This window comes from Siccirubricoccus phaeus, assembly GCF_008360935.1.
Taxonomy (GTDB): Bacteria; Pseudomonadota; Alphaproteobacteria; order Acetobacterales; family Acetobacteraceae; genus Siccirubricoccus; species Siccirubricoccus phaeus.
Map to the genome: position 1 here is coordinate 17,422 of NZ_SRXO01000019.1, position 20,776 is coordinate 38,197.

General features: G+C 70.6%; 22 protein-coding genes. 10 read left to right on the plus strand and 12 right to left on the minus strand.

Annotated elements, in window-relative coordinates; all coding sequences use genetic code 11:
* Positions 1-59: 59 nt before the first annotated feature.
* Together E5N76_RS22105 and E5N76_RS22110 are read left to right on the plus strand one after the other, a co-directional pair.
* A complete protein-coding gene (locus E5N76_RS22105) occupies positions 60-1,112 on the plus strand; it encodes an alpha/beta hydrolase (protein ID WP_149539503.1) in 1,053 nt (350 codons plus the stop codon).
* Between the two features lie 193 nt (positions 1,113-1,305).
* Positions 1,306-2,286: a tripartite tricarboxylate transporter substrate binding protein gene (locus E5N76_RS22110; protein WP_207792070.1), complete on the plus strand. Its 981-nt coding sequence runs from the start codon at positions 1,306-1,308 to the stop codon at positions 2,284-2,286.
* Between the two features lie 115 nt (positions 2,287-2,401).
* Here the strand turns inward: E5N76_RS22110 and E5N76_RS22115 are convergent, their stop codons facing one another.
* The gene (locus E5N76_RS22115; RefSeq protein ID WP_149539505.1) at positions 2,402-3,169 is read right to left on the minus strand and encodes an SDR family NAD(P)-dependent oxidoreductase; all 768 of its coding nucleotides are present in this window, start codon (positions 3,167-3,169) and stop codon (positions 2,402-2,404) included.
* A 55-nt stretch (positions 3,170-3,224) separates the two neighbouring features.
* On the opposite strand from E5N76_RS22115, the gene E5N76_RS22120 reads away from it, so the two are divergent.
* Entirely contained in the window at positions 3,225-3,851 is a 627-nt protein-coding gene (locus E5N76_RS22120) for a TetR/AcrR family transcriptional regulator (protein ID WP_149539506.1), read from the plus strand.
* A gap of 209 nt (positions 3,852-4,060) precedes the next feature.
* Here the strand turns inward: E5N76_RS22120 and E5N76_RS22125 are convergent, their stop codons facing one another.
* Both E5N76_RS22125 and E5N76_RS22130 read right to left on the minus strand, forming a co-directional pair.
* Positions 4,061-5,614 carry an ABC transporter substrate-binding protein gene (locus tag E5N76_RS22125; protein WP_207792071.1) on the minus strand — a complete coding sequence of 518 codons (1,554 nt, stop codon included), beginning with the start codon at positions 5,612-5,614 and terminating at the stop codon, positions 4,061-4,063.
* A 161-nt stretch (positions 5,615-5,775) separates the two neighbouring features.
* Positions 5,776-6,588: a phytanoyl-CoA dioxygenase family protein gene (locus E5N76_RS22130; RefSeq protein ID WP_149539508.1), complete on the minus strand. Its 813-nt coding sequence runs from the start codon at positions 6,586-6,588 to the stop codon at positions 5,776-5,778.
* Between the two features lie 147 nt (positions 6,589-6,735).
* Between E5N76_RS22130 and E5N76_RS22135 the strand changes: the two genes are divergently transcribed.
* The 5 genes from E5N76_RS22135 (at position 6,736) to E5N76_RS22155 (ending at position 11,976) form a co-directional block, all read left to right on the plus strand.
* On the plus strand, positions 6,736-8,526 hold the full coding sequence (locus tag E5N76_RS22135) for an IlvD/Edd family dehydratase (RefSeq protein ID WP_149539509.1): 1,791 nt from the start codon (positions 6,736-6,738) through the stop codon (positions 8,524-8,526).
* Between the two features lie 191 nt (positions 8,527-8,717).
* Complete coding sequence (locus E5N76_RS29735; protein ID WP_187830326.1) at positions 8,718-8,978, plus strand: hypothetical protein; 261 nt, start codon at positions 8,718-8,720, stop codon at positions 8,976-8,978.
* 84 nt (positions 8,979-9,062) lie between these two features.
* Complete coding sequence (locus E5N76_RS22145; RefSeq protein ID WP_149539510.1) at positions 9,063-9,812, plus strand: SDR family oxidoreductase; 750 nt, start codon at positions 9,063-9,065, stop codon at positions 9,810-9,812.
* A 378-nt stretch (positions 9,813-10,190) separates the two neighbouring features.
* Positions 10,191-11,042 (plus strand): fumarylacetoacetate hydrolase family protein, encoded by an 852-nt coding sequence (locus E5N76_RS22150; RefSeq protein WP_149539511.1) that lies wholly within the window; start codon positions 10,191-10,193, stop codon positions 11,040-11,042.
* A 397-nt stretch (positions 11,043-11,439) separates the two neighbouring features.
* Positions 11,440-11,976, plus strand: coding sequence for a cysteine dioxygenase family protein (locus tag E5N76_RS22155; protein WP_149539512.1), 537 nt, complete (start codon positions 11,440-11,442; stop codon positions 11,974-11,976).
* An 83-nt stretch (positions 11,977-12,059) separates the two neighbouring features.
* Here the strand turns inward: E5N76_RS22155 and E5N76_RS22160 are convergent, their stop codons facing one another.
* The 7 genes from E5N76_RS22160 to groES form a co-directional block, all read right to left on the minus strand.
* Positions 12,060-12,254 (minus strand): hypothetical protein, encoded by a 195-nt coding sequence (locus E5N76_RS22160; protein WP_149539513.1) that lies wholly within the window; start codon positions 12,252-12,254, stop codon positions 12,060-12,062.
* On the minus strand, positions 12,251-12,538 hold the full coding sequence (locus E5N76_RS22165) for a hypothetical protein (protein ID WP_149539514.1): 288 nt from the start codon (positions 12,536-12,538) through the stop codon (positions 12,251-12,253). The genes E5N76_RS22160 and E5N76_RS22165 overlap by 4 nt, the downstream gene beginning before the upstream one ends.
* 97 nt (positions 12,539-12,635) lie before the next feature.
* Positions 12,636-12,821 carry a hypothetical protein gene (locus tag E5N76_RS22170; RefSeq protein WP_149539515.1) on the minus strand — a complete coding sequence of 62 codons (186 nt, stop codon included), beginning with the start codon at positions 12,819-12,821 and terminating at the stop codon, positions 12,636-12,638.
* Positions 12,818-14,350 carry a UxaA family hydrolase gene (locus tag E5N76_RS22175; protein WP_207792072.1) on the minus strand — a complete coding sequence of 511 codons (1,533 nt, stop codon included), beginning with the start codon at positions 14,348-14,350 and terminating at the stop codon, positions 12,818-12,820. The genes E5N76_RS22170 and E5N76_RS22175 overlap by 4 nt, the downstream gene beginning before the upstream one ends.
* 274 nt (positions 14,351-14,624) lie before the next feature.
* A complete protein-coding gene (locus E5N76_RS22180) occupies positions 14,625-14,828 on the minus strand; it encodes a cold-shock protein (protein ID WP_149539516.1) in 204 nt (67 codons plus the stop codon).
* Between the two features lie 310 nt (positions 14,829-15,138).
* Positions 15,139-16,779 carry a chaperonin GroEL gene (groL, locus tag E5N76_RS22185; protein ID WP_149539517.1) on the minus strand — a complete coding sequence of 547 codons (1,641 nt, stop codon included), beginning with the start codon at positions 16,777-16,779 and terminating at the stop codon, positions 15,139-15,141.
* Between the two features lie 101 nt (positions 16,780-16,880).
* Positions 16,881-17,192 (minus strand): co-chaperone GroES, encoded by a 312-nt coding sequence (gene groES, locus E5N76_RS22190; RefSeq protein ID WP_149539518.1) that lies wholly within the window; start codon positions 17,190-17,192, stop codon positions 16,881-16,883.
* Positions 17,193-17,476: 284 nt separating this feature from the next.
* On the opposite strand from groES, the gene E5N76_RS22195 reads away from it, so the two are divergent.
* On the plus strand, positions 17,477-17,755 hold the full coding sequence (locus E5N76_RS22195; RefSeq protein ID WP_268921321.1) for an usg protein: 279 nt from the start codon (positions 17,477-17,479) through the stop codon (positions 17,753-17,755).
* Positions 17,756-17,891: 136 nt separating this feature from the next.
* Here the strand turns inward: E5N76_RS22195 and E5N76_RS31115 are convergent, their stop codons facing one another.
* Positions 17,892-18,806, minus strand: a complete 915-nt coding sequence (locus E5N76_RS31115; protein WP_268921322.1) for a TVP38/TMEM64 family protein — start codon at positions 18,804-18,806, stop codon at positions 17,892-17,894.
* Between the two features lie 2 nt (positions 18,807-18,808).
* Positions 18,809-19,606 carry a glycosyltransferase gene (locus E5N76_RS22205; protein WP_149539519.1) on the minus strand — a complete coding sequence of 266 codons (798 nt, stop codon included), beginning with the start codon at positions 19,604-19,606 and terminating at the stop codon, positions 18,809-18,811.
* Between the two features lie 77 nt (positions 19,607-19,683).
* Between E5N76_RS22205 and E5N76_RS22210 the strand changes: the two genes are divergently transcribed.
* Positions 19,684-20,757, plus strand: coding sequence for a COX15/CtaA family protein (locus E5N76_RS22210; RefSeq protein ID WP_149539520.1), 1,074 nt, complete (start codon positions 19,684-19,686; stop codon positions 20,755-20,757).
* Positions 20,758-20,776 lie beyond the last annotated feature (19 nt).

Sequence of the window (20,776 nt, forward strand, 5' to 3'; positions counted from 1 at the left end):
CATTCCGGCAGTCCCGCTGGCCTGCTAGCTTCCGGGCAACGCCCTTCCGGAGTGACGCCATGCAGCGCCGCGCGATTCTCGCCGCCCCGCCCCTTCTGGCCGCCAGCGCCGCCGCCCTGCCGGCCGCGGCGCAGACCGCCTCGGCCGCCCCGGTGGTGACCGAGGAATTCATGGTTCCGTCCCGCGATGCGGGGATCGAGCTCTTCGTGCGCAACAAGCGGCCGGAGGGGCTGGCGGCGCGGCCCGACCGCACCCTGCTCTTCGTGCACGGCGCCACCTACCCGGCGCATTCCGCCTTCGACCTGCCGCTCGGCGGCCTGTCCTGGATGGACTACATCGCCGGCCGCGGCTTCGACGTGTGGTGCATGGATCTGCGCGGCTATGGCCGCAGCACGCGGCCGCCGGAGATGAGCCAGCCGCCGGAGGCGAACCAGCCCTTAGTCCGCGGCGAGGTGGCGGTGGCGGATATCGCCGCCGTCGCGGGTTTCATCCGCCAGCGCCGGTCGCTGCCGAAGATCGTGCATATGGGCTGGTCCTGGGGCACCAGCCTGATGGCGCGCTTCGCCGCCGACAATCCGGCGCTGGTGGAACGCCTGGTGCTCTACGCGCCGGTATGGCTGCGGGAAGGGCCGAGCCTGGCCGCCGCCGGCACCGGCGGGGAACTCGGCGCCTATCGCTGGGTGACCCAGGCCCAGGCGCGGGAGCGCTGGCTGAACGGCATGCCGGAGGCGAAGAAGGCGGCGCTGATCCCGCCCGGCTGGTTCGAGCATTGGGCCGGCCTGACCTGGGCGACGGACCCGGACGGGTTGCGCCGCAACCCGCCGGCGCTGCGCGCGCCGAACGGCGTGCTGCAGGACCTGCGGGAGTTCTGGCAGGCGGGCAAGCCCTTCTACGATCCGGCGAAGCTCACCGTGCCCACCCTGCTGGTGGTGGCGGAATGGGACCGGGACACGCCGCCGGCCGAGGCCAGCACGCTGTTCCCGCTGCTGACGGCCAGCCCGGGCAAGCGGCTGGTGGTGCTGGGGGAGGGGACGCATACTATCCTCATGGAGCGCAACCGCGGCGCGCTGTTCCAGGCGGTGCAGGTCTTCCTCGAGGAGGCGATCGGCTAATCCCCATAAAGCCGCTGCGCGGCTCTATGGGGGCCCCGGAGTCGCTGCCTGCCGCAGGGCATCGCACAGCCTGAAGCGGCAAAGCCGCTTCAGGCACCGGGCGGCGCGGTTACGCGGGATGGGCCGCCCTGGATTGAGGCAGCGGCGGAATCATCGCATCCTCCCCGGCAACCAACCCGGGAGGAAACCGCGCATGCAGCGCCGCGCCCTGTTGCACGCCTTGCCCTTGCTTGCCGCGCCGCCGCTGTGGCGCCGCGCCATGGCCCAGCCGCGCTGGGCGCCGGACCGGCCGGTGCGGATCATCGTCGCCTTCCCGCCGGGCGGCTCCACCGATGTCGTCTCCCGTCTTATCGCCACGCCTCTGGGGGAAGCGCTGGGCCAGGCCGTGGTCATCGAGAATCGTGGCGGCGCCTCCGGCATGATCGGCACCGAGGTGGCGGCGCGGGCGGCGCCGGACGGCCACACCCTGCTGATGACGGCGAGCGGCCCGCAGGCGATCAACCCCAGCCTCTTCCCCTCAATCCCCTATGAGCCGGTGCGCGGCTTCGCCCCCATCCTGCTCGTCGCCATCTACCCGCTGCTGATGGTGGCGCCGGTGGACCGGGCGCCGCGCTCCGTCGCGGAATTCGTGGCGCAGGCCAAGGCGCAGGCAGGGCGGCTGAATTACTGCTCCATCGGCACCGGCCAGCCCTCCCATCTGGCGGGGGAGCTGTTCAAATCCATGGCCGGCATCGAGATGACGCATATCCCCTATCGCGGCAGCGGCCCGGCGGTGACGGCCGCCGTCGCGGGCGAATGCGACGTGCTGTTCGACAGCGCCCTCTCCTCCGGCCCGCAGGTCCGCGGCGGCAGGCTGCGCGCCCTGGCGGTGACGACGCAGGAGCGCATCCCCTCCTGGCCCGATCTGCCGACCATCGCCGAGGCCGGGCTGCCCGGCTACGACGCCTATACCTGGAATGCGCTGGTGGCCCCCGCCGGCACGCCGCCGGCGGCGATCGAGCGGCTGAACGCGGAGGTCGGAAAGATCCTCGCCGCCCCCGCTTTCCGCAGCCAGCTGGAAGCCCAGGGCGCTGTCCCCGGCGGCGGCACGCCGGAGGCGATGGGGCGTTTCCTGGAAGCCGAGATCGCCAAATGGGCCGCGGTGATCCGCGCCGGCAACATCCGGCCGGATTGAGCGGCACGGGCCGGCTGGCAGAAAACCCCACCGGGGTCCGGGGAGGTGTCCCCTCCCAGGGGGGCCAGGGGCAGCGCCCCTGGCGGGGGTTTGGGGGCAAAGCCCCCAACCCGCCCTACTTCGCCACATACCCCCCATCCACGCACCAGCACTGCCCGGTGACGAAGCTGGCCCGCGCGGAGGCGAGGAAGAGGATCACCTCCGCGATCTCTTCCGGCTTGCCGTAGCGCCCCATCGGGATGTTCCCGACCATATCCGCGAAGATCTGCGGATCGGCGCGGCTCCGCTCGGTCAGCGGCGTTTCGGTCGGACCGGGCCCCACCGCATTCACCCGCACGCCGCGCGGGGCGTATTCCAGCGCAATGGAGGCGACGAGCCCGTTCAGCCCGAATTTGCTCGCCGCATAGGCCGCGCCGGCGCGGAAGCCGACGGTGCCGAGCTGCGAGGAGATGATGACCGCGCCGGGCAAATTCGGCGAGGCCTCGAGCGAAGGCAGCACTTCCCGCAGCACGCGGAAGCCGCCGGTGAGGTTGATTTCCATCAGCCGATCCCATTCCGCATCGGTCATCGCCGTGGCGGTGGTGCGGATCATGATGCCGGCGCAGTAGATCACCGCATCCAGCCCGCCCAGCTCGCCGGTCAGGCCGGCGAGCACGGGCCCCACCTGGTCGCGCTGCTGCAATTCCAGCTTCCGGACCAGCGCGCCGGGCAGCGCCGCCGCCGTCGCTTCGGCCTCCGCTGCATTCAGCACGGTGACGGCGAGCCGTGCCCCACGCCGCGCCGCCAGACGGGCGGTCGCCTGACCGATGCCGGAGCCGCCGCCGACCACGAGGATGCGCCTTCCGGCCAGTTCCTCGCTTTCCCCGGACGTCACAGCCTGCATTTGCTTGCTTCCCTCGCTATAACCCGATTAGAGCAGACCCCGGAGGACAACACCGGTGTCACACGAAAACCTGCTGGCCGCGCCAAGGCCGCGTGGCCGCCCGCGCCTGGAAGGCGCGGAGGACCGCGCCTTGGACGCGGTGATCGAATTGCTGGAAATCGCGCCCGTCCATGACATCACCATGGAACGGATCGCGGAGCGTGCCGGGCTTTCCAAGATCACGCTCTATCGCCGCTGGCCCTCGCGGCTGGCGCTGTTCATCGACGCCCTGCTGCGGCGTGTCACGGAAACCCAGCCGCTGGACGAGGCGCTGGCGCCGCTGCCCGCGATCGCCAACAACCTGGCGACGATGGGACGGCGGCTGAACGGCATGAACGGCGCGCTGGCCCGGGCCGTGCTGGGCGAGAGCCTGGCCGACCCGGAAATGGCGCATATTCTCCGCGACCGCTGGCTGGCGCATCGGCGCGACGCCGCCATCAGGCTGATCGGCCGCGGCCAGGCGGATGGCAGCTTCCTCGCCGAAGGCGAGGCGGAGGAGTTGCACGACATGCTCTACGGCGCGCTCTGGTACCGCTTCCTGTTCGGCGTCGGCCGCTTCAGCGAGACGGTGGCGCTGGATTTCATGGCGAAGGTGCTGCGGCCGAAGCCCGGCTGGCAGGCAAGCTGGACCGCGCCGGACTGAGACTTCCCGCGGCACCGCTGCGCGGCGCGGCGGGGGCTTATCCCCATGACGCTTATTCCCGTGACGTTGCTGCGCAACGTCACGCGGGCCCCGGCATCCCTGGAAGCCTGAGGCCTCGCGCAGGCTGAAGCGGCGAAGCCGCCTCAGCGCAGCGGGCAGCCCGTGTTGCGCCGTGCATGGCATGAGGCAGCCGCTGCGGCCTGCGGCGCTCAACGCGCCATGGTCACCGGGACGAAATCCTGGAACCAGCTCTGCGCCTGGACGAAGCCCTGCACCCGGCGGGTCATCGCCCGGGCGTTGAGGTCGTGGACGATGAACACCCAGGGGGCGTCGTCCACGAAGATCTCATGCGCCTCGCGCAGCGCTGCCTCGGCCGCCGCCGGGTCCCGCGCCAGCTCCATCCGCTCCAGCAGCGCGTTGTAGCGCGGGTCCTTGTAGTGGGACCAATTCACGCCCGCCGGCGCGGCGGAGGCGGCCGCGGTGTAGCGCACGATCTGCGCCGGGTCCGAGGTGGGCGGCGCGGTGTTCAGCGCCAGCGAGCCGCGCAGCCCGGGGCTGTCCGGCGCCGAGCGCGTCTGGATCAGCACCGTGCCGAATTCCACCACCTCGAAGCTCACCTCCACGCCGCAGCTCTCGCGCATGTTCGCCTGGAGGAATTCGTTCATCGGCAGCGGCATCATGTGGCCGGAGCCGCTGGTGGAGATCAGCACCTTGAAGCGCAGCGGCTTCTCCGGCCCGTAACCGGCCTCCTTCAGCAGCGCGCGGCCGAGCGCCGGGTCATGCCGGTAGCGCTGCTGCGGGCTCCCGAAAATGTTGTCGGCGGTGCGGAAGATGCCGACGGCCGGCTCCGCCGTGCCGTTCAGCAGCGCCACCATGCCGTCCCGGTCCACGCAGTAATTCAGCGCGCGGCGCACCCGCACATCGGTGAAGGGGGTGTTCGGCTTGGCGAGGCTCAGCAGCCAGCCCCAGGTATGCGGGTAGGGGTTGGTGACGATGGTGAAACCGGCCTGGCGCAGGGAGGGAATGGAATCCGGCGGCGGCGCCTCGATCCAGTCCACCTGGCCGGAGCGGAGCGCGTTCACCCGCGTCATCGCCTCCGGGATCGGGATCAGGGAGATGCGTTCGATCTTCGGGCGGCGCGCCGCGTCCCAGTATTCCGGGTTGGGGACGATGTCCGCCTGCACCCGCGGCGTGACGCGTGCCAGGCGGAAGGGCCCGGTGCCGGCCGGCATGGCCAGCGCCACCTTGGCCCAGTCCCGCCCGCCCTTGTCGAAGGAGGCGGGCGAGGTGAGGAGGATATAGACCGCCATATAGGGGAAGTAGGAGGCGGGGCGGGTGGTGGTGATGGCGACGGTCCTGTCGTCGATCTTGCGATAGCTCGCGACCAGCGTCGCCCGGCTGCGCACCACGCCGCTGCCGGCGGCATCGAATTGCGGGCTGTCCTGCTTCCAGAAGCGGTCGAGGTTCCAGATCACCGCATCGGCGTTGAACTCGGTGCCGTCATGGAATTTCACCCCCTGGCGGAGGTGGAAGATCCAGGTCTTCGGGTCCTGCTCATCCTGTTCCCAGCGCTCGGCGAGGCCGGGGCGAAGGCCGGCCCGGACGTCGGAGCGGGAGAGGTCCCAGAGCACCAGCGCCTCGAAGACCGGGTAGCCGAGGACACGCGTCCCTTCGAAGCCGTTGTCCGGCATGCCGCTGGTGGTCGGCACGTCGGTGGCCGTCATGCCGATGCGCAAGGTCTGCGCGGCGGCGGTCTGCGCCAAGCCAAACAGCAGCGCGCAGGTGGCAAGGAGGCGCGGAAGGCGCCACCCGGCCGCCTGCTGTCCTGCCGCGGCTTCGCCGCGGCAGGCGGTGCCGAAGCGTCGGTCGCGGAGCCCTGAACGGGGCCCCCGCGGAGCCGCGCAGCGGCTTCGTGGGGAATGAATCATGCGGCGATCCCGGCCAGCGAGGTGTAGAGGCCGCAGGCGCGGCGATGCGCGGCGCGGGCCTCTTGCGTCAGCTCCTGCGTCAGCCGCGTCTCGCGCTCGAAATGCCCGTAGCGGTCCTCGCCGCGCACCAGCAGGGCGGAAGGCCGCACATCGCCGGTCGGCCGGCAGCGCGTCGGGATGTAGCTGAGGGTGAGGCCGATGCGGCGGTCGTCGCTGTCATTGGGGCCGGAGGCGTGCAGCGTATGGGTGTGGTGCAGCGACATCTCACCCGCCTTCAGCGGGGCCAGCACCCCGTCCTCCCAGGTCAGGCCCTCCACCGTCATGCCGCGGCGGATGATGTTCTCCTCGCCCGGCTTGTCGAAATGGCTGACGGTGCCGCGCTTGTGGCTGCCCGGCAGCATGCGCATGCAGCCGGAGAGGGCGGAGGCTTCCGAGAGCGCCAGCCAGGCGGTCACCTGCTCCGGCGGGTCCAGGCGGAAATAGGCGTCGTCCTGGTGCCATTCGGCATAGGTCGGGCGATGCGCTTCCTTGGTCTGCAGGGTGAAGTGGAAGAGCATGATGTCCGGGCCGATCACATCCTCCACCGCATCCAGCACGGCAGGGTGGTGCACCAGCGCATCCGCCCAGGCGAAGAGCAGGTGGCATTTGGACTTTTCCGGGAAGGCCAGCGGCTTGCCCTTGATGCCCTCATAGGCTTCCAGCGCGGCGCGGTGCTGCCGCACCTCCTCCGGCGTCAGGATGGAGATAGGGGCGGTGAAGCCCTGCTCCCGGTACTCCGTGACCTGCGCCTCGGTCAGCTTCTTCGGCATGGTGGGGGTCTTTCTGATACTGCTGAACCATTAGGCGGGGAGCCGGGCGCGCCTGTCAACGCGGTTGTTGCGCTGCAGCGCGGCTTTGCCATCGTTGACAGGAAAGGGGCGGCGGATTCAGGGTCCTGGCATCAGGGAGTGCGCGCCATGGCCGGTTCCGACCAGACCAAGAAGAGCTTCAAGCTGCGCAGCCAGCGCTGGTTCGACGACCCGGAGGACCCGGGCATGACCGCGCTCTATGTCGAGCGCTTCCTGAATTTCGGCATGACGCGCGGGGAGCTGCAATCCGGCAAGCCGATCATCGGCATCGCCCAGACCGGCAGCGACATTTCTCCTTGTAACCGCCACCACGTGGCGCTGGCCGACCGGATCAAAGCAGGGGTGCGGGACGCCGGCGGCATCCCCCTGGAATTCCCCATCCACCCGATCCAGGAGACCGGCAAGCGCCCCACCGCCGCGCTGGACCGCAACCTGGCCTATCTTTCCCTCGTCGAGGTGCTGCACGGCTACCCGATCGACGGCGTGGTGCTGACCACCGGCTGCGACAAGACCACCCCCGCCTGCCTGATGGGCGCCGCCACGGTGAACATCCCCGCCATCGTCTTCAGCGGCGGCCCGATGCTGGACGGCCATTACGGCGGCCGCCTGACCGGCAGCGGCACCATCGTCTGGGAAGCGCGCAAGATGCTCGCCGAGGGGAAGCTGGACTACAACGGCTTCATGGAGCTGGTGGCGAGCAGCTCCACCAGCGTCGGCCATTGCAACACGATGGGCACGGCGCTCTCCATGAACTCCCTGGCGGAGGCGCTGGGGATGTCGCTGCCCGGCTGCGCCGCCATCCCCGGGCCGTACCGGGAGCGTGGGCAGATGGCGCATGCGACGGGCATGCGCATCGTGCAGATGGTGCATGAGAACCTGCGGCCTTCGGACATCATGACCCGCGCCGCCTTCGAGAATGCGATCGTCGCGGCCAGCGCCCTCGGCGCCTCCACCAATTGCCCGCCGCACATCATCGCCATCGCCCGCCATATGGGCGTGGAGCTGAAGATCGAGGCTTGGGACCGCATCGGCCACGACATCCCGCTGCTGGTGGATTGCCAGCCTGCCGGCCGCTTCCTGGGGGAGGCCTTCCACCGCGCCGGCGGCGTGGCGGCGGTGATGCGCGAATTGCTGTTCGCCGGGAAGCTCCATGGCGATGCCCTGACCGTCACCGGAAGGACCATGGCGGCGAATGTCGAGGCGCTGCCGGAGCCGGACCGCGAGGTGATCCGCGCCTACGCCAACCCGCTGAAGCCGCATGCCGGCTTCGCCATCCTCTCCGGCAATATCTTTGACAGCGCCGTGATGAAGATCAGCGTCATCGACGACGCGTTCCGGAAGCGCTTCCTGAGCAGCCCGCCCGGCGTCTTCGAGGGCAAGGTGGTGGTCTTCGAGGGGCCGGAGGACTACCACGACCGCATCGAGGACCCCGCCCTCGGCATCGATGAGCGCACCGTGCTGGTCATCCGCAATAGCGGCCCGGTGGGCTACCCCGGCAGCGCCGAGGTGGTGAACATGCAGCCCCCCGCCGCGCTCATCCGCGCCGGCATCGACAGCCTGCCGACCATGGGCGACGGGCGGCAGAGCGGCACCTCCGCCAGCCCCTCCATCCTCAACATCTCCCCGGAATCCGTGGTGGGCGGCGGGCTGGCGCTGCTGCGCTCCGGCGACCCGATCCGCATCGACCTGAACACCCGCAAGGTGGATGTGCTGATCCCGGCGGCGGAGCTGGCCGCCCGCCGCGCCGCCTGGGTGAAGCCGGACCTGCCGCACAAGACGCCCTGGGAGGAGATCCAGCGCAGCATGGTCGGCCAGCTCGGCCTGGGCGGTTGCCTGGAGCCGGCGACCGCCTATCTCAATATCCTGGAAACCAGGGGCGAGAGCCGCCATAACCACTGACCCTTCGTCCCCGCTGGCGGGGGAGGGGAGACCCGGATGAGGGGCGGAGCCGGCGCCAGGGCCGCGCCGCGCCCTATTCGCGTCTCGGATGCCCCGCATCAGGCTTTCGCATTTGTGCATTGCGACATTCCTCCCCATCTTGCCGGTCAAGCGCCGGCCTGGGCCGGCAGGATTTCGGGAAAGGGTTCTCTATGCGACGGATCGCATTTGCCGCGGCGCTGCTGCTCGGCGCCATGCCGGCCTTCGCGCAATCCTCCGGCGACGCCGCTGCCGATATCGCGGCGCGGACGCTGGAGCAGAACCGCCGGGTGGTGCTGAGCGCGCCGCCGGCCAGGCCCGCTGCCCCGGCGCAGGCGCGCGCTTCCGCCCCCGCCCCGGCGCAGGCGCGTGCCCCGGCCTCGGTGCCGCGAAATTTGCGCCTGGCGGTGGAGGGCCGCGTCGCCGCCCGCTGAGGCGGCCCGCCCCGCCGGCGGAGTAATTTGACGTCCACCCCGCCGCCGTGATCATGGGCGGCGGGAAGGGACGGAGTCACGGCCATGGCCGGCAGGCTGGCGGGTAAGCGGTGCTTCGTGACGGCGGCCGGGCAGGGGATCGGCCGGGCCAGCGCCATGGCCATGGCGGCGGAAGGCGGCAGGGTCCTGGCCACGGACCGGGATGCGGGCAAGCTCGCGGCGCTCGAGGCGCAGGGCATCGAGACCCGGGCGCTGGACGTGCTGGATGACGCGGCGGTCACCGCCGCCATCGCCGCCGCCGGGCCGCTGGATGTGCTGTTCAACTGCGCCGGCTTCGTCCATCAGAACAGCGTCGAGAGCTGCACCGATGCGGAGTGGGATTTCGCCTTCGCGCTGAATGTCCGCAGCATGTGGCAGAGCATCCGCGCCGCGTTGCCGGGGATGCTGGCCCAGGGCGGCGGCGCCATCGTCAACATGGCCTCCGCCTGTTCCAGCGTGAAGGGCGCGCCCAACCGCTTCCTCTACGGTACCACCAAGGCGGCGGTGGTCGGGCTGACCAAATCCGTGGCGACCGACTATGTGACGCGCGGCATACGCTGCAATTGCCTCTGCCCCGGCACGGTGGATACGCCCTCGCTCGGCGAGCGCATCGCCGCCAATGCCGCGGCGGCGGGCGGGCTGGAGCAGGCGCGCACCGCCTTCGTCGCCCGCCAGGCCATGGGGCGGCTGGCGACGGCGGAGGAGATCGCCGCGCTGGTCGTCTACCTTGCCGCGCCGGAGAGCACCTTCGTCACCGGCCAGGCCATCGTCATCGATGGCGGCTGGACACTCTGACATGTCGCGCCGGCGCGAAGCTGCCGCGCCCACTCTTCGTGCTGGCACGGCGGCGCTTTGCTGCGCCTTCGACACCGTCGAAGGCGATTATTCGCGAGAGCCATGGTCCGGATTTCGTCTCAAGGATGCCGCGAAGCGACACGGCGCCCCGCGCGGCTGCGTCCTTGACACGAATCCGGACCATGGCCGGGGCTTGAGGTGCGCGCGACGTCGCGCCGAAGGCGCGCCCACGGCGCGATGTCGCGCGCGCAAGTTGCGCGCCCGCATGGTAACGCCCAGGAAAAGGCGGTGGCGGTGGCCGGTTGACCGCCGCCCGCGCCGAGATGCAGGCCGGCCCGCTCCGCGTGGCCGCAGGAACCAGCAGTAGGAGACCCACCGATGAAGCTGTTGCGCTACGGCCCCGCGGGCCAGGAGAAACCCGGCCTGCTCGACGCCGGCGGCACCGTCCGCGACCTCTCCGGCGTGGTCTCCGAGCTGGCGGGCGAGGCGCTCTCCCCCGCCGGCCTGGCGAAGCTCGCCGCCCTGGACCCGGCCTCGCTGCCCGCCATCCCCGGCAGCCCGCGCCTCGGCCCCCCCGTCGCTGGCATGAAGAACCTGGTCTGCATCGGCCTGAACTATGCCGACCACGCGGCGGAAACCGGCGCGCCGGTGCCGAAGGAGCCGATCGTCTTCCTGAAGTCGCTCGGCGCCCTCTGCGGGCCGAATGACGACGTCATCATCCCGAAGAACAGCGTGAAGTGCGACTGGGAAGTCGAGCTCTGCATCATCATCGGCAGCAAGGCCAAATGCGTCAGCGAGGAGGCCGCGCTGGACCATGTTGCCGGCTATGCCGTGGGCAATGACGTCTCCGAGCGCGAATGGCAGATCGAGCGCGGCGGCTCCTGGGACAAGGGCAAGGGCTGCGACACCTTCGGCCCGGTCGGCCCCTGGCTGGTGACGAAGGACGAGGTGCCGGACCCGCAGAACCTGGCGATGTTCTGCGACGTGGATGGGGAGCGCATGCAGGACGGCTCCACCCGCACCATGATCTTCGGGGTGAGGACGCTGGTCTCCTACGTCTCCCACATGATCACGCTGCATCCGGGCGACGTGATCTTCACCGGCACGCCGCCGGGGGTGGGGCTGGGGAAGAAGCCCTCGCCCATCTTCCTGAGGGCGGGGCAGGTGATGAAGCTCGGCATCGAGGGGCTGGGCGAGCAGACCCAGAGGACCATCCCCTACGAGGGGTGAGCGGGGGGGCCAACCTTCTCGCCTTTGGCGTCCCCGCCCGGCCCCCGGGCGAGGACGCGCAGCGCGGCCCTGCGGGCCCGGGCCGCCGGCTCTCCGGCGGCGCGGCGGGCGGCCTCGACGCCACCGTCCGGGAGGTCGATGCCGAACCGCCCGGATCGGTCCTGGCCCGGCCCCGCCGCCGCTGGTCGGCGCCGCCCGTGCGCAGGAAGATATCGAATAATCAATAAATTAGCGCCGCTTCCCGCTGGTTTCGCCCCCTGCCGCCGCGCTAGAGCAGATCGCCGAAGGGCGGCATCGCCCGGAGGCGTGAATCTGCTCTACAATCCATAGGCTAGAGCGGTTTCGCGCTGCACAGTCAGCGTGAAACCGCTCTAGGCTCCGCGGCCGGAGGCCCCCCATGTTCGACCTGGAGCGTTTCATCGAGGAATGCCGCCTCGCCCTGGCCGAGGGCGGCCAGCGCGCGGTGCGGGAGCTGATGGCCCGCGCCGTCAGCGAGCCCGGCGCGGTCCTGGCAGGCCTCGGGGCGCCGCAGGCGGGCGGGCTGGTGCCGCTCTACCGCTCGCCGGAGCTGACCATCCTCAACGTCATCTGGGCGCCGCGGATGACGGTGATGCCGCATAACCACAACATGTGGGCAGTGATCGGCGTCTATACCGGCGGCGAGGACAACATCTTCTGGCGCCGCCTGCCGGAAGGGCCGTCCGGCCGCGTGGAGGCGGCCGGGGCGAAATCCCTGCGCGCCGGGGATTGCACCGCACTGGGCCAGGACATCATCCATTCCGTCACCAACCCGCTGGGGCGGCTGACCGGCGCCATCCATGTCTATGGCGGCGATTTCTTCGCCGCCGCACGCAGCGAATGGGAGCCGGACTCGCTGGAAGAACGGCCCTATGACGTGGAGAAGGCGAAGCGGATCTTCGCGGTGGGCGGGTAGAAGTCGCCTTACCTATGGCCGCGGCCGATGCCCCCTCTCGCTGCGACGGACGCGCCAGCGGCGTCAGCCTTCGGCGAGTACCCTCAATACTTGGCGGCGAAGGGTGGCGTCCGGCCCTGAGTGGCCGCGACTTCCTGCAGCCGCGCCAGCAAGGCGCGCTTTTCCGGGGTGCGGCGGCGACCGCTATTGGCCAGCTCCGCCACCGCGGGCAGGCGGAAGCCTGCATCCAGCTTCCGCTGGATCTGCCCTCCCCGTTCCGCGAGGGTGATGCGGGTCACGACCAAAGGCTCCGCAGGAAGTCCATGCCATGGGCTCCGGCGGTTTCGTGCCGGATGCGCCTGTCGAGGTAGTCATCGTCGAGACCGGCAGCAAGACCGTAGAGAGCGGCGGCCTGGGCAAGCATTTCATGGTCCTGCCGGCGGGAGGCCTCCCACTGCCCGATCCGGTCGGCGATCAGCTCCTCGGTCGGCGCCATGCAGATCTCACCACCCTCCAGCTCGACCAGCCGGAGGCGGGACCGCTCCGCCTGACCGTCGAAATAAGCGCCGGAGACCAGTTCCACGCCGATGGCGATCTCCGGATGGTAAAAGCCCCTGCGAAGATGGCCCCGGCGATCCTCCCGCAGGAATCCCACCGCCAGCAACGCCTCGGCAACGGCCTCATCGGCGCCTGCAACGAAGTCGAAATCGCCCGGAGGTGATCTGGCTGCCGGTATCGAACTCGACCACCGCCCCGCCGACCAGGATGGGCAAGGGATGCCCGCCCCGCGCCATCAGGGCGCAGGCGCGGGCCAGCAGGTTCAGCGCGGCAACGAATTCCGGGCGATAGAGCGCCGCGCCATTCACATGGTCGCCCCCAGCACCCAGGGCGCGAATTCCGCCGCGCCGAAATCGAAGCTCTCGCTCTTCGTCCGCTGGCCGCTCGCCGTTGTCAGCATCAATCGGAAGATCCGCTCGCCCACCTGCTGCACGCTTTCCTCGCCGGTCAGGATGGTGCCGCAATTCACGTCCATGTCGTCTTCCATCCGCTGATACATGGGCGTGTTGGTCGCCAGCTTGATGGAAGGCGTCGGCTTGCAGCCGAAGACGCTGCCGCGGCCGGTGGTGAAGCACAGCAGGTTCGCGCCCCCCGCGACCTGCCCGGTCGCGCCCACCGGGTCGTAGCCCGGCGTGTCCATGAAGACGAAGCCCTTCGCCGTCACCGGCTCCGCATAGCGCACCACCTCCACCAGATTGGTGGTGCCGGCCTTGGCCATCGCGCCGAGCGATTTTTCCAGGATGGTGGTCAGCCCGCCCGCCTTGTTGCCGGGGGAGGGGTTGGCGTTCATCTCGGCGCCCTCGCGCGCCGTGTAGTCCTCCCACCAATGCATGATGTCGACCAGCTTCTGGCCCACCGCCGGGCTCACCGCGCGGCGCGTCAGCAGATGCTCCGCACCATAGGTCTCGGGACTCTCGCTGAGGATCACCGTGCCGCCATGCCGCACCACCAGATCGCTCGCCGCACCCAGCGCCGGGTTGGCGGTGATGCCGGAATAGCCGTCCGAGCCGCCGCATTGCAGCGCGACGCAGAGCTCGCTGGCCGGCACCGTCTCCCGCTGCACGCGGTTGGCCTCCGCCAGCACCTCCTTCACGAAGCCGATGCCTGCCTGCACCGTCTTCCGCGTGCCGCCCATCTCCTGGATGTACATGTTGCGCAGCCGGCCGGAGAGGCGCTGTTCCTCCAGCAGCCCGCCGATCTGGTTCACCTCGCAGCCGAGGCCGATGGCGATGACATGCGAGAAATTGGCGTGCCGCGCGAAGCCGCCGAGGGTGCGGCGCAGCAGCCGCAGCGGCTCGCCTTCCGTCATGCCGCAGCCGGTCTTGTGGGTCAGCGCCACCACGCCGTCCACATTCGGCCAGGCGGCCAGCGGATCCTCTCCCGTCAGCGGGTTGCGGCGGAAGGCCTGGGCGATCAGCTCCGCCACATGCGCGGAGCAATTCACGCTGGTGACGATGCCGATGTAGTTGCGCGTCGCCACCCGGCCATCGGCGCGGCGGATACCCTCGAAGCTGGCCGGCACCGCCGCCTTCTCGGTCGGGCGGGCATCGACGCCCCAGGCATAGTCGCGGGCGAAATCCCCCATGGCGAGGTTGTGGGTATGCACCCATTGCCCCGGCAGGATGGCCTCGGTCGCGAAGCCGATGATCTGGCCGTAGCGCCGGACCGGCTCCCCCTTCGCATGCGGCACCACCGCCACCTTGTGCCCGGCCGGGATGCGCACGGCGGTGGCGATGCCCGGCGCCACGCGCGTCCCCGGCGGCAGCACCTGGCGGGCGATGACGACGCCGTCTTCCGGGTGCAGGCGAATAACGGGGGGCTGGGTGATCGCGTCCATGGGTTTCTCCCTGTGGCGGCGATCCTAGAGCAGATCAGGGAAAGGCGGGAACGTCCCGGTGCTGGCCTGCAGGCGGGTGACGGGGCAGGGAAGAGCCGGTGGCCGCCGCAGCGGCGGAGGCTGGGGCCAGCGGGCTGGGGCCCGGTCCGGAAAGGCCGTTGCGCCGACGGCTGCCCGCTCCGCACCAAACGCCAGCCGCTTCAGCCCGCACGGGCAGGCAAGCCCGGCCTTTCGCATCCATGGCGCCGCCCGGGCAGCGCCATGGGGCAGGCAGCTACAGCGGCTTGAGATTGGCCGCGGCGGCCTTGCCGCGCTCCATCACCACCTCGTAGCTGAGCTTCTGGTTCTCCTGCAGCCCCTGCAGCCCGGCCTTCTGCACCGCGGTGATGTGCACGAACACGTCCTTGCCGCCATCCTGCGGGACGATGAAGCCGAAGCCTTTGGTGGCGTTGAACCACTTCACGGTGCCAATCGCCATGCGATGCACCCTCCTTCGCAATGCGGGGGCGCCAATCGCCCGCCGCGGCTACAACCGGTGGGATCGGCTTGGTGGGCAACCGGGTGATCCGGCAGGCACGGCAAGGCGGTCTTGGCACGGCTGACGGTGCCAGTGGACACAGGTCTGCCGGTTGAAGTCAACGGAATCGTACACGCAAGACCGTGAGGATTTCCCGGCCACGGCGCGGAAAAGTTGTGGCGCCGGCCGTCTCCGCTGCAACCGTATTGCGGGTGAAAAAAAGGCGGGGCCTCGCGGCCCCGCCCCTTCCGTTGCAGCGCGGAGGGCTGGATCAGAAATCCATGCCGCCCATGCCGCCCATATCGCCACCCGGTGCCGGCGGGGCCTTCTTCTCCGGCCGCTCCGCCACCATCGCCTCGGTGGTGATCAGCAGCGCGGCCACCGAAGCGGCGTCCTGCAGCGCGGTGCGCACGACCTTGGTCGGGTCGATGATGCCGGCGCCCACCAGGTCCTTGTACTCGTCCTTCTGGGCGTCGTAGCCGTAGGTGTACGCGCTGTTGCGCAGCACCTCGCCGGCCACCACGGCGCCGTCCTTGCCGGCATTCGCCGCGATCTGCTTCGCCGGCGCCTGGATCGCCTTGCGGACGATCTCGATGCCGACCTGCTCGTCGTTGTTCACGCCCTTCAGGGAGCCGAGGTTCTCGGAGGCGCGCAGCAGCGCGATGCCGCCGCCCGGCACGATGCCTTCCTGCACCGCGGCGCGGGTCGCATGCAGCGCGTCATCGACGCGGTCCTTGCGCTCCTTCACCTCGACCTCGGTCGAGCCGCCGACGCGGATGACGGCGACGCCACCCGCCAGCTTCGCCAGCCGCTCCTGCAGCTTCTCGCGGTCGTAGTCCGAGGTGGTCTCCTCGATCTGCGCCTTGATCTGCTCGACGCGGCCGTTGATCGCCTCCTTGGAGCCCGCGCCATCGACGATGGTGGTGTTCTCCTTCTCGATCCGCACGGTCTTGGCGCGGCCGAGCTGGGCGAGGGTCACGTTCTCCAGCTTGATGCCGAGGTCTTCGGAGATGACCTCGCCGCCGGTGAGGATCGCGATGTCCTCCAGCATCGCCTTGCGGCGATCGCCGAAGCCGGGCGCCTTCACCGCCGCGACCTTCAGGCCGCCGCGCAGCTTGTTCACCACCAGGGTGGCGAGCGCCTCGCCCTCGACATCCTCGGCGACGATGACCAGCGGCCGGCCGGACTGCACCACGGCTTCCAGCAGCGGCAGCATGGGCTGCAGGCCGGAGAGCTTCTTCTCGTGGATCAGGATGTAGGGGTTGTCCATCTCCGCGATCATCTTCTCCGCATTGGTGATGAAGTACGGAGAAACATAGCCGCGGTCGAACTGCATGCCCTCGACGACGTCGAGCTCGGTCTGGATGCTCTTCGCTTCCTCGACCGTGATCACGCCCTCATTGCCGACCTTCTCCATGGCCTTGGCGATCATCTCGCCGATCTCGGCCTCGCCATTGGCGGAAAGGGTGCCGACCTGGGCGACCTCGGCGGAGGTGGTGATCTTCTTGGTCTTGGTCTCGAGCTCGGAGACCACCTGGGCCACGGCCTTGTCGATGCCGCGCTTCAGGTCCATCGGGTTCATGCCGGCGGCCACGGCCTTGGCGCCCTCGCGGACGATCGCCTGGGCGAGCACGGTCGCGGTGGTGGTGCCGTCGCCGGCCAGGTCGTTGGTCTTCGAGGCCACTTCGCGCACCATCTGCGCGCCCATGTTCTCGAACTTGTCGGCCAGCTCGATCTCCTTGGCGACGGTCACGCCGTCCTTGGTGATCCGCGGCGCGCCGAAGCTCTTGTCGAGCACGACGTTGCGGCCCTTCGGGCCCAGCGTCACCTTCACCGCATCGGCCAGGATATCGACGCCACGCAGCATCCGCTCGCGCGCGCTGGCGCCGAACTTCACGTCCTTCGCAGCCATCATGTGTCTCCTTCGTTGGGGACGAGTGCTCCCCTGCCCGCGGCGTCAGGCCGCGGGGTGGCGCTGCTCGTCAAGGTTCTGGATCGGGCGGAGCCTGGTGGTCAGGCGGCCTTGGCGACGGAAGGGGCGTCCAGGATGCCGAGGATGTCGCTCTCCTTCATGATCAGCAGCTCCTCGCCGCCGAGCTTCACCTCGGTGCCGGACCACTTGCCGAACAGGATGCGGTCGCCCGCCTTCACCTCCAGCGGGACCAGCTTCCCGGCCTCGTCGCGGGTGCCGGCGCCGACGGCGATCACCTCGCCTTCCTGCGGCTTCTCCTTCGCGGTGTCGGGGATGATGATGCCGCCCGCGGTCTTCTCATCGGCCGTGACGCGGCGGACGAGAACGCGGTCATGCAGGGGACGGAAGCTCATCTGCGGTCCTCTCCTGATGCCATGTGGGGATATGGCTTTGGACACCTCACGGGGCGGTGCCAGCGGGATCGCTAGCACTCCCACGTGAGGAGTGCCAGCGATCTAAGGAAAAGCGGGGAACTCGTCAAGGGTTTGCAGCACTCCCGGAGTGCGAGTGCTAATCGGCTGATATTAAAGCTTTTCCTTGCCGGCCACCGGGAAATCCGTGGCAAGCTGATGACGTTGAGGAGGAGGAAGCGCGCCAGCCAAGGGCGCCGCATTTGGTTCAAGGAGAGGAGTTCCGCGTGCTCGACAGCCTTGATCGCTTCGTGAAGCTGCAGATCCCCGACTGGCACCTGACCACCGCCGAGATCCTGTACCACATGCCCGACAACCATGCGCTGCTGCAGACCTTCATCTGGCAGAAGGTGGACCTGGCGCCGAGTTTCCCGGAGCTGAGCCGGTTCCTGGCTTTCTGGCAGCGGGAGATCGAGGGGCCGCTGCATTCCGTCCGGGTCGCCTCCGCCGCCCTCACCCGCCCGGCCGAGCTGCGCTATGCCGGCGGGGAGTTCCGCCTGCACTAGCTCCCCACGACGTCGCTGCGCGCCGCCATGGGGACCCCGGGCTTCCCTCACGACCGGCGCCTCGCGCAGCCTGGCGCGGCGAAGCCGCGCCAGGGCAACGGGCAGCCGGGTGGCGGCGGGACGCCTTCGGCCCGGCTTATTCCTCGGCCAGGGCGCGGGCCGCCCTGGCGCGGCGCAGCAGCCAGAGGCCGATGCCGATCGAAAGCGCGAACAGCCCGGCCGAAAGCCCCAACTGCCAGGCGCCATCCACCCGCACCCCCTTGCCCAGCAGGGCGAAGACCAGGGTCTGCGGCAGGTAGCCCAGGGCGGAGCCGGCGAGGAAGGGCAGCACCGGCAGCGCCGCCAGCCCGGCCAGCAGGTTCAGCGCCAGATTGTTTCCCACCGGCAGCAGCCGCAGCGCCAGGGTCGCGCCGAAGGGGTTGGCCGCCAGCACGTCCCGCACCGGCCGCAACCGCCGGCCGAAGCGCCCGGCCAATTGCCGCTCCGCCCAGCCCCGCCCCACCAGCCGGGCCCAGCCCAGGGAGAGCGCCGCCCCCAGCACCGTCCCGGCCACCGCCAGCGCGCTGCCCGCCAGCGCCCCGAAGGCATAGCCGCCGAGGAAGGCCATCCCCTGCCGTGGCACCCCCAGCGCCGTCGCCGCCGCCGTGACGAGCAGGAACATCGCCTCCCCCCACAGCCCCTGGCCCCGCACATGCCGGTCCACCCATTCGGTGCCCGGCACCAGCCCGATGCCGCGCAGCGCCAGCCCCGCCGCCACCAGCCCTGCCGCCAACAGCAGCAGCCTGCCGATGGCCCGCCAGCGCCCGGCCCCGCCGTCGGGCTCCCCGCCGCCCGGCGCCGCGCCACCGGCCCCGACGCCGCCAGGCGCCGTGTCGCTCGGCGGCGCACCGCCAGGTTTCTTGTGAACTGGCGCCACGCCACCGGCCCCCATGCCGCCCGGCCCCACGCCGCCCGGCCCCGTGCCGGCTGGCGCCGCGCCGCCCGGCCCGGTGTCGCCGGACCCCATGCCGCCGGGCGCTGCACCGGCGGCGGCCGCCCTGCCTGCCGCCATGCTCAGGTCCTCGGTCCGGTCCCGGGCGGGGTCTCCGGCTCGACCTCCGGCCGCTTCCAGCGCCGCTGCAGCCAGGCGACCCCGGCCAGATCCACCAGCCCCACCAGCAGCCGGTCCAGCGTGCCGTAATTGGAGACGCCCCGCACCCGCGGCCGGTGGTTCACCGGCTCGCTCACCACCCGCCCGCCCTGGCGCAGCACCAGGGCCGGCAGGAAGCGGTGCATATGGTCGAAATGCGGCAGCTCCAGGAACAGCGCGCGGGGGAAGACCTTCAGCCCGCAGCCGGTATCCGGCGTCGCATCCTGCAGCAGCCGGGACCGCACCGCATTGGCCACCCGGCTGCTGCGCCGCTTCACCCAACTGTCCCGCCGCGTCACCCGGTGCCCGGCGACCAGTATCGCGCCGCCCTCGGCCGCCGCCTCCCGCTCGGCGCGGGCCAGCAGCCGGGGGATATCGGCCGGGTCGTTCTGCCCGTCCCCGTCCAGCGTGGCGATCCAGCGGCCGCGCGCCGCCTTCACGCCGGTCACCACCGCGGCGGATTGCCCGCAGCTCCGCCGGTGCCGCAGATGCCGCACCGGCGCCCGCGCCGCCGCCGCCGCCAGCTCCGCCGGCGTGGCGTCCGAGGAGCCGTCATCCACATAGACGATCTCATGCGCCACCCCCGCCAGCGCCGCCTCGATCTCGGCGACCAGCGGGGCGATGTTCGGCGCCTCGTTCCGCACCGGGATGACGACGGAAACCAGGGGCGGGGCGGGCGGCTCGGCCGTCGCCGCCGGGCGGGTATCGGGGGCTTCGGGCATGGCGGCGCGCGGTAGCAGCATGGCGCCCGCGCGGCAAGCGCAAGGCAATTTCACCTGCCTGCCGTATAAAGGCAGCCATGCCCTTCGACACCGCCCGCCCCCACCCCCAGCCCCTGGCCGCCGGCGCCGAGGCCGGCACCATCGCCCGCTGGCTGCTCACCGTCGCCGGCATGGTCTGGATCATGATCGCCCTCGGCGGCGCCACCCGCCTCACCGGCTCCGGCCTCTCCATCATGGAATGGGCGCCGCTTTCCGGCACCCTGCCGCCGCTCTCGGAAACAGAGTGGCAAAGGCTTTACGATCTCTACCGGACGATTCCGCAATATGCGCTGGTGAACCAGGGCTTCGGCCTCGCCGGGTTCAAGGAGATCTTCTGGCTCGAATGGATCCATCGGCTCTGGGGGCGGCTGATCGGCCTCGCCTATGCCCTGCCGCTCGCCTGGTTCTGGTGGCGCGGGCGCATCCCGGCCGGGCTCAAGCCAAGGCTGCTGCTGCTGCTGCTGCTCGGCGGGCTGCAGGGGGCGGTGGGCTGGTTCATGGTCGCCAGCGGGTTCGAGGCGGACCGCACCGCCGTCTCCCCCTACCGGCTCGTCATCCATCTGGCCCTTGCCCTCGGCCTTTACGCCGCCCTGCTCTGGACCGCCTTCGGCCTGCGCCACCCCGCGCCGGCGCCGCTGCCGGACCGGGCGGGCAGCGTGCGGCGGCAGGTGAAGGCCGCCTTCTGGCTGGTGCTGGCCGCCATGCTGGCCGGCGGCTTCGTGGCCGGGCTGCGCGCCGGGCTCGACTACAATACCTTCCCGCTGATGGATGGCAGGCTGGTGCCGGAAGGCTATGCCAGGCTCTCGCCGTTCTGGCGAAATTTGACCGAGAATATCCCCGCCGTGCAGTTCAACCACCGGCTGCTGGCAACCCTGGCAGGGCTGGCGGCCCTCGGCGCCGCGCAGGCCGCCTGGCGGCATCTGCCGCCGGGCCGCGCCCGCAGCGCCTGCCTGCTGCTCGGAGCCGCGGTCTGCTTGCAGTACGGCCTCGGCATCGCCACGCTGCTGCTGGTGGTGCCGGTCTGGCTCGGCACCCTGCATCAGGCGACGGCCGTCCTGGTGCTGACGGCCTCCCTCGCGGCGCTGCACGCCCTGCGCCGGCAAGCGGCCTGATGGACGGTCGGCGCGCCCC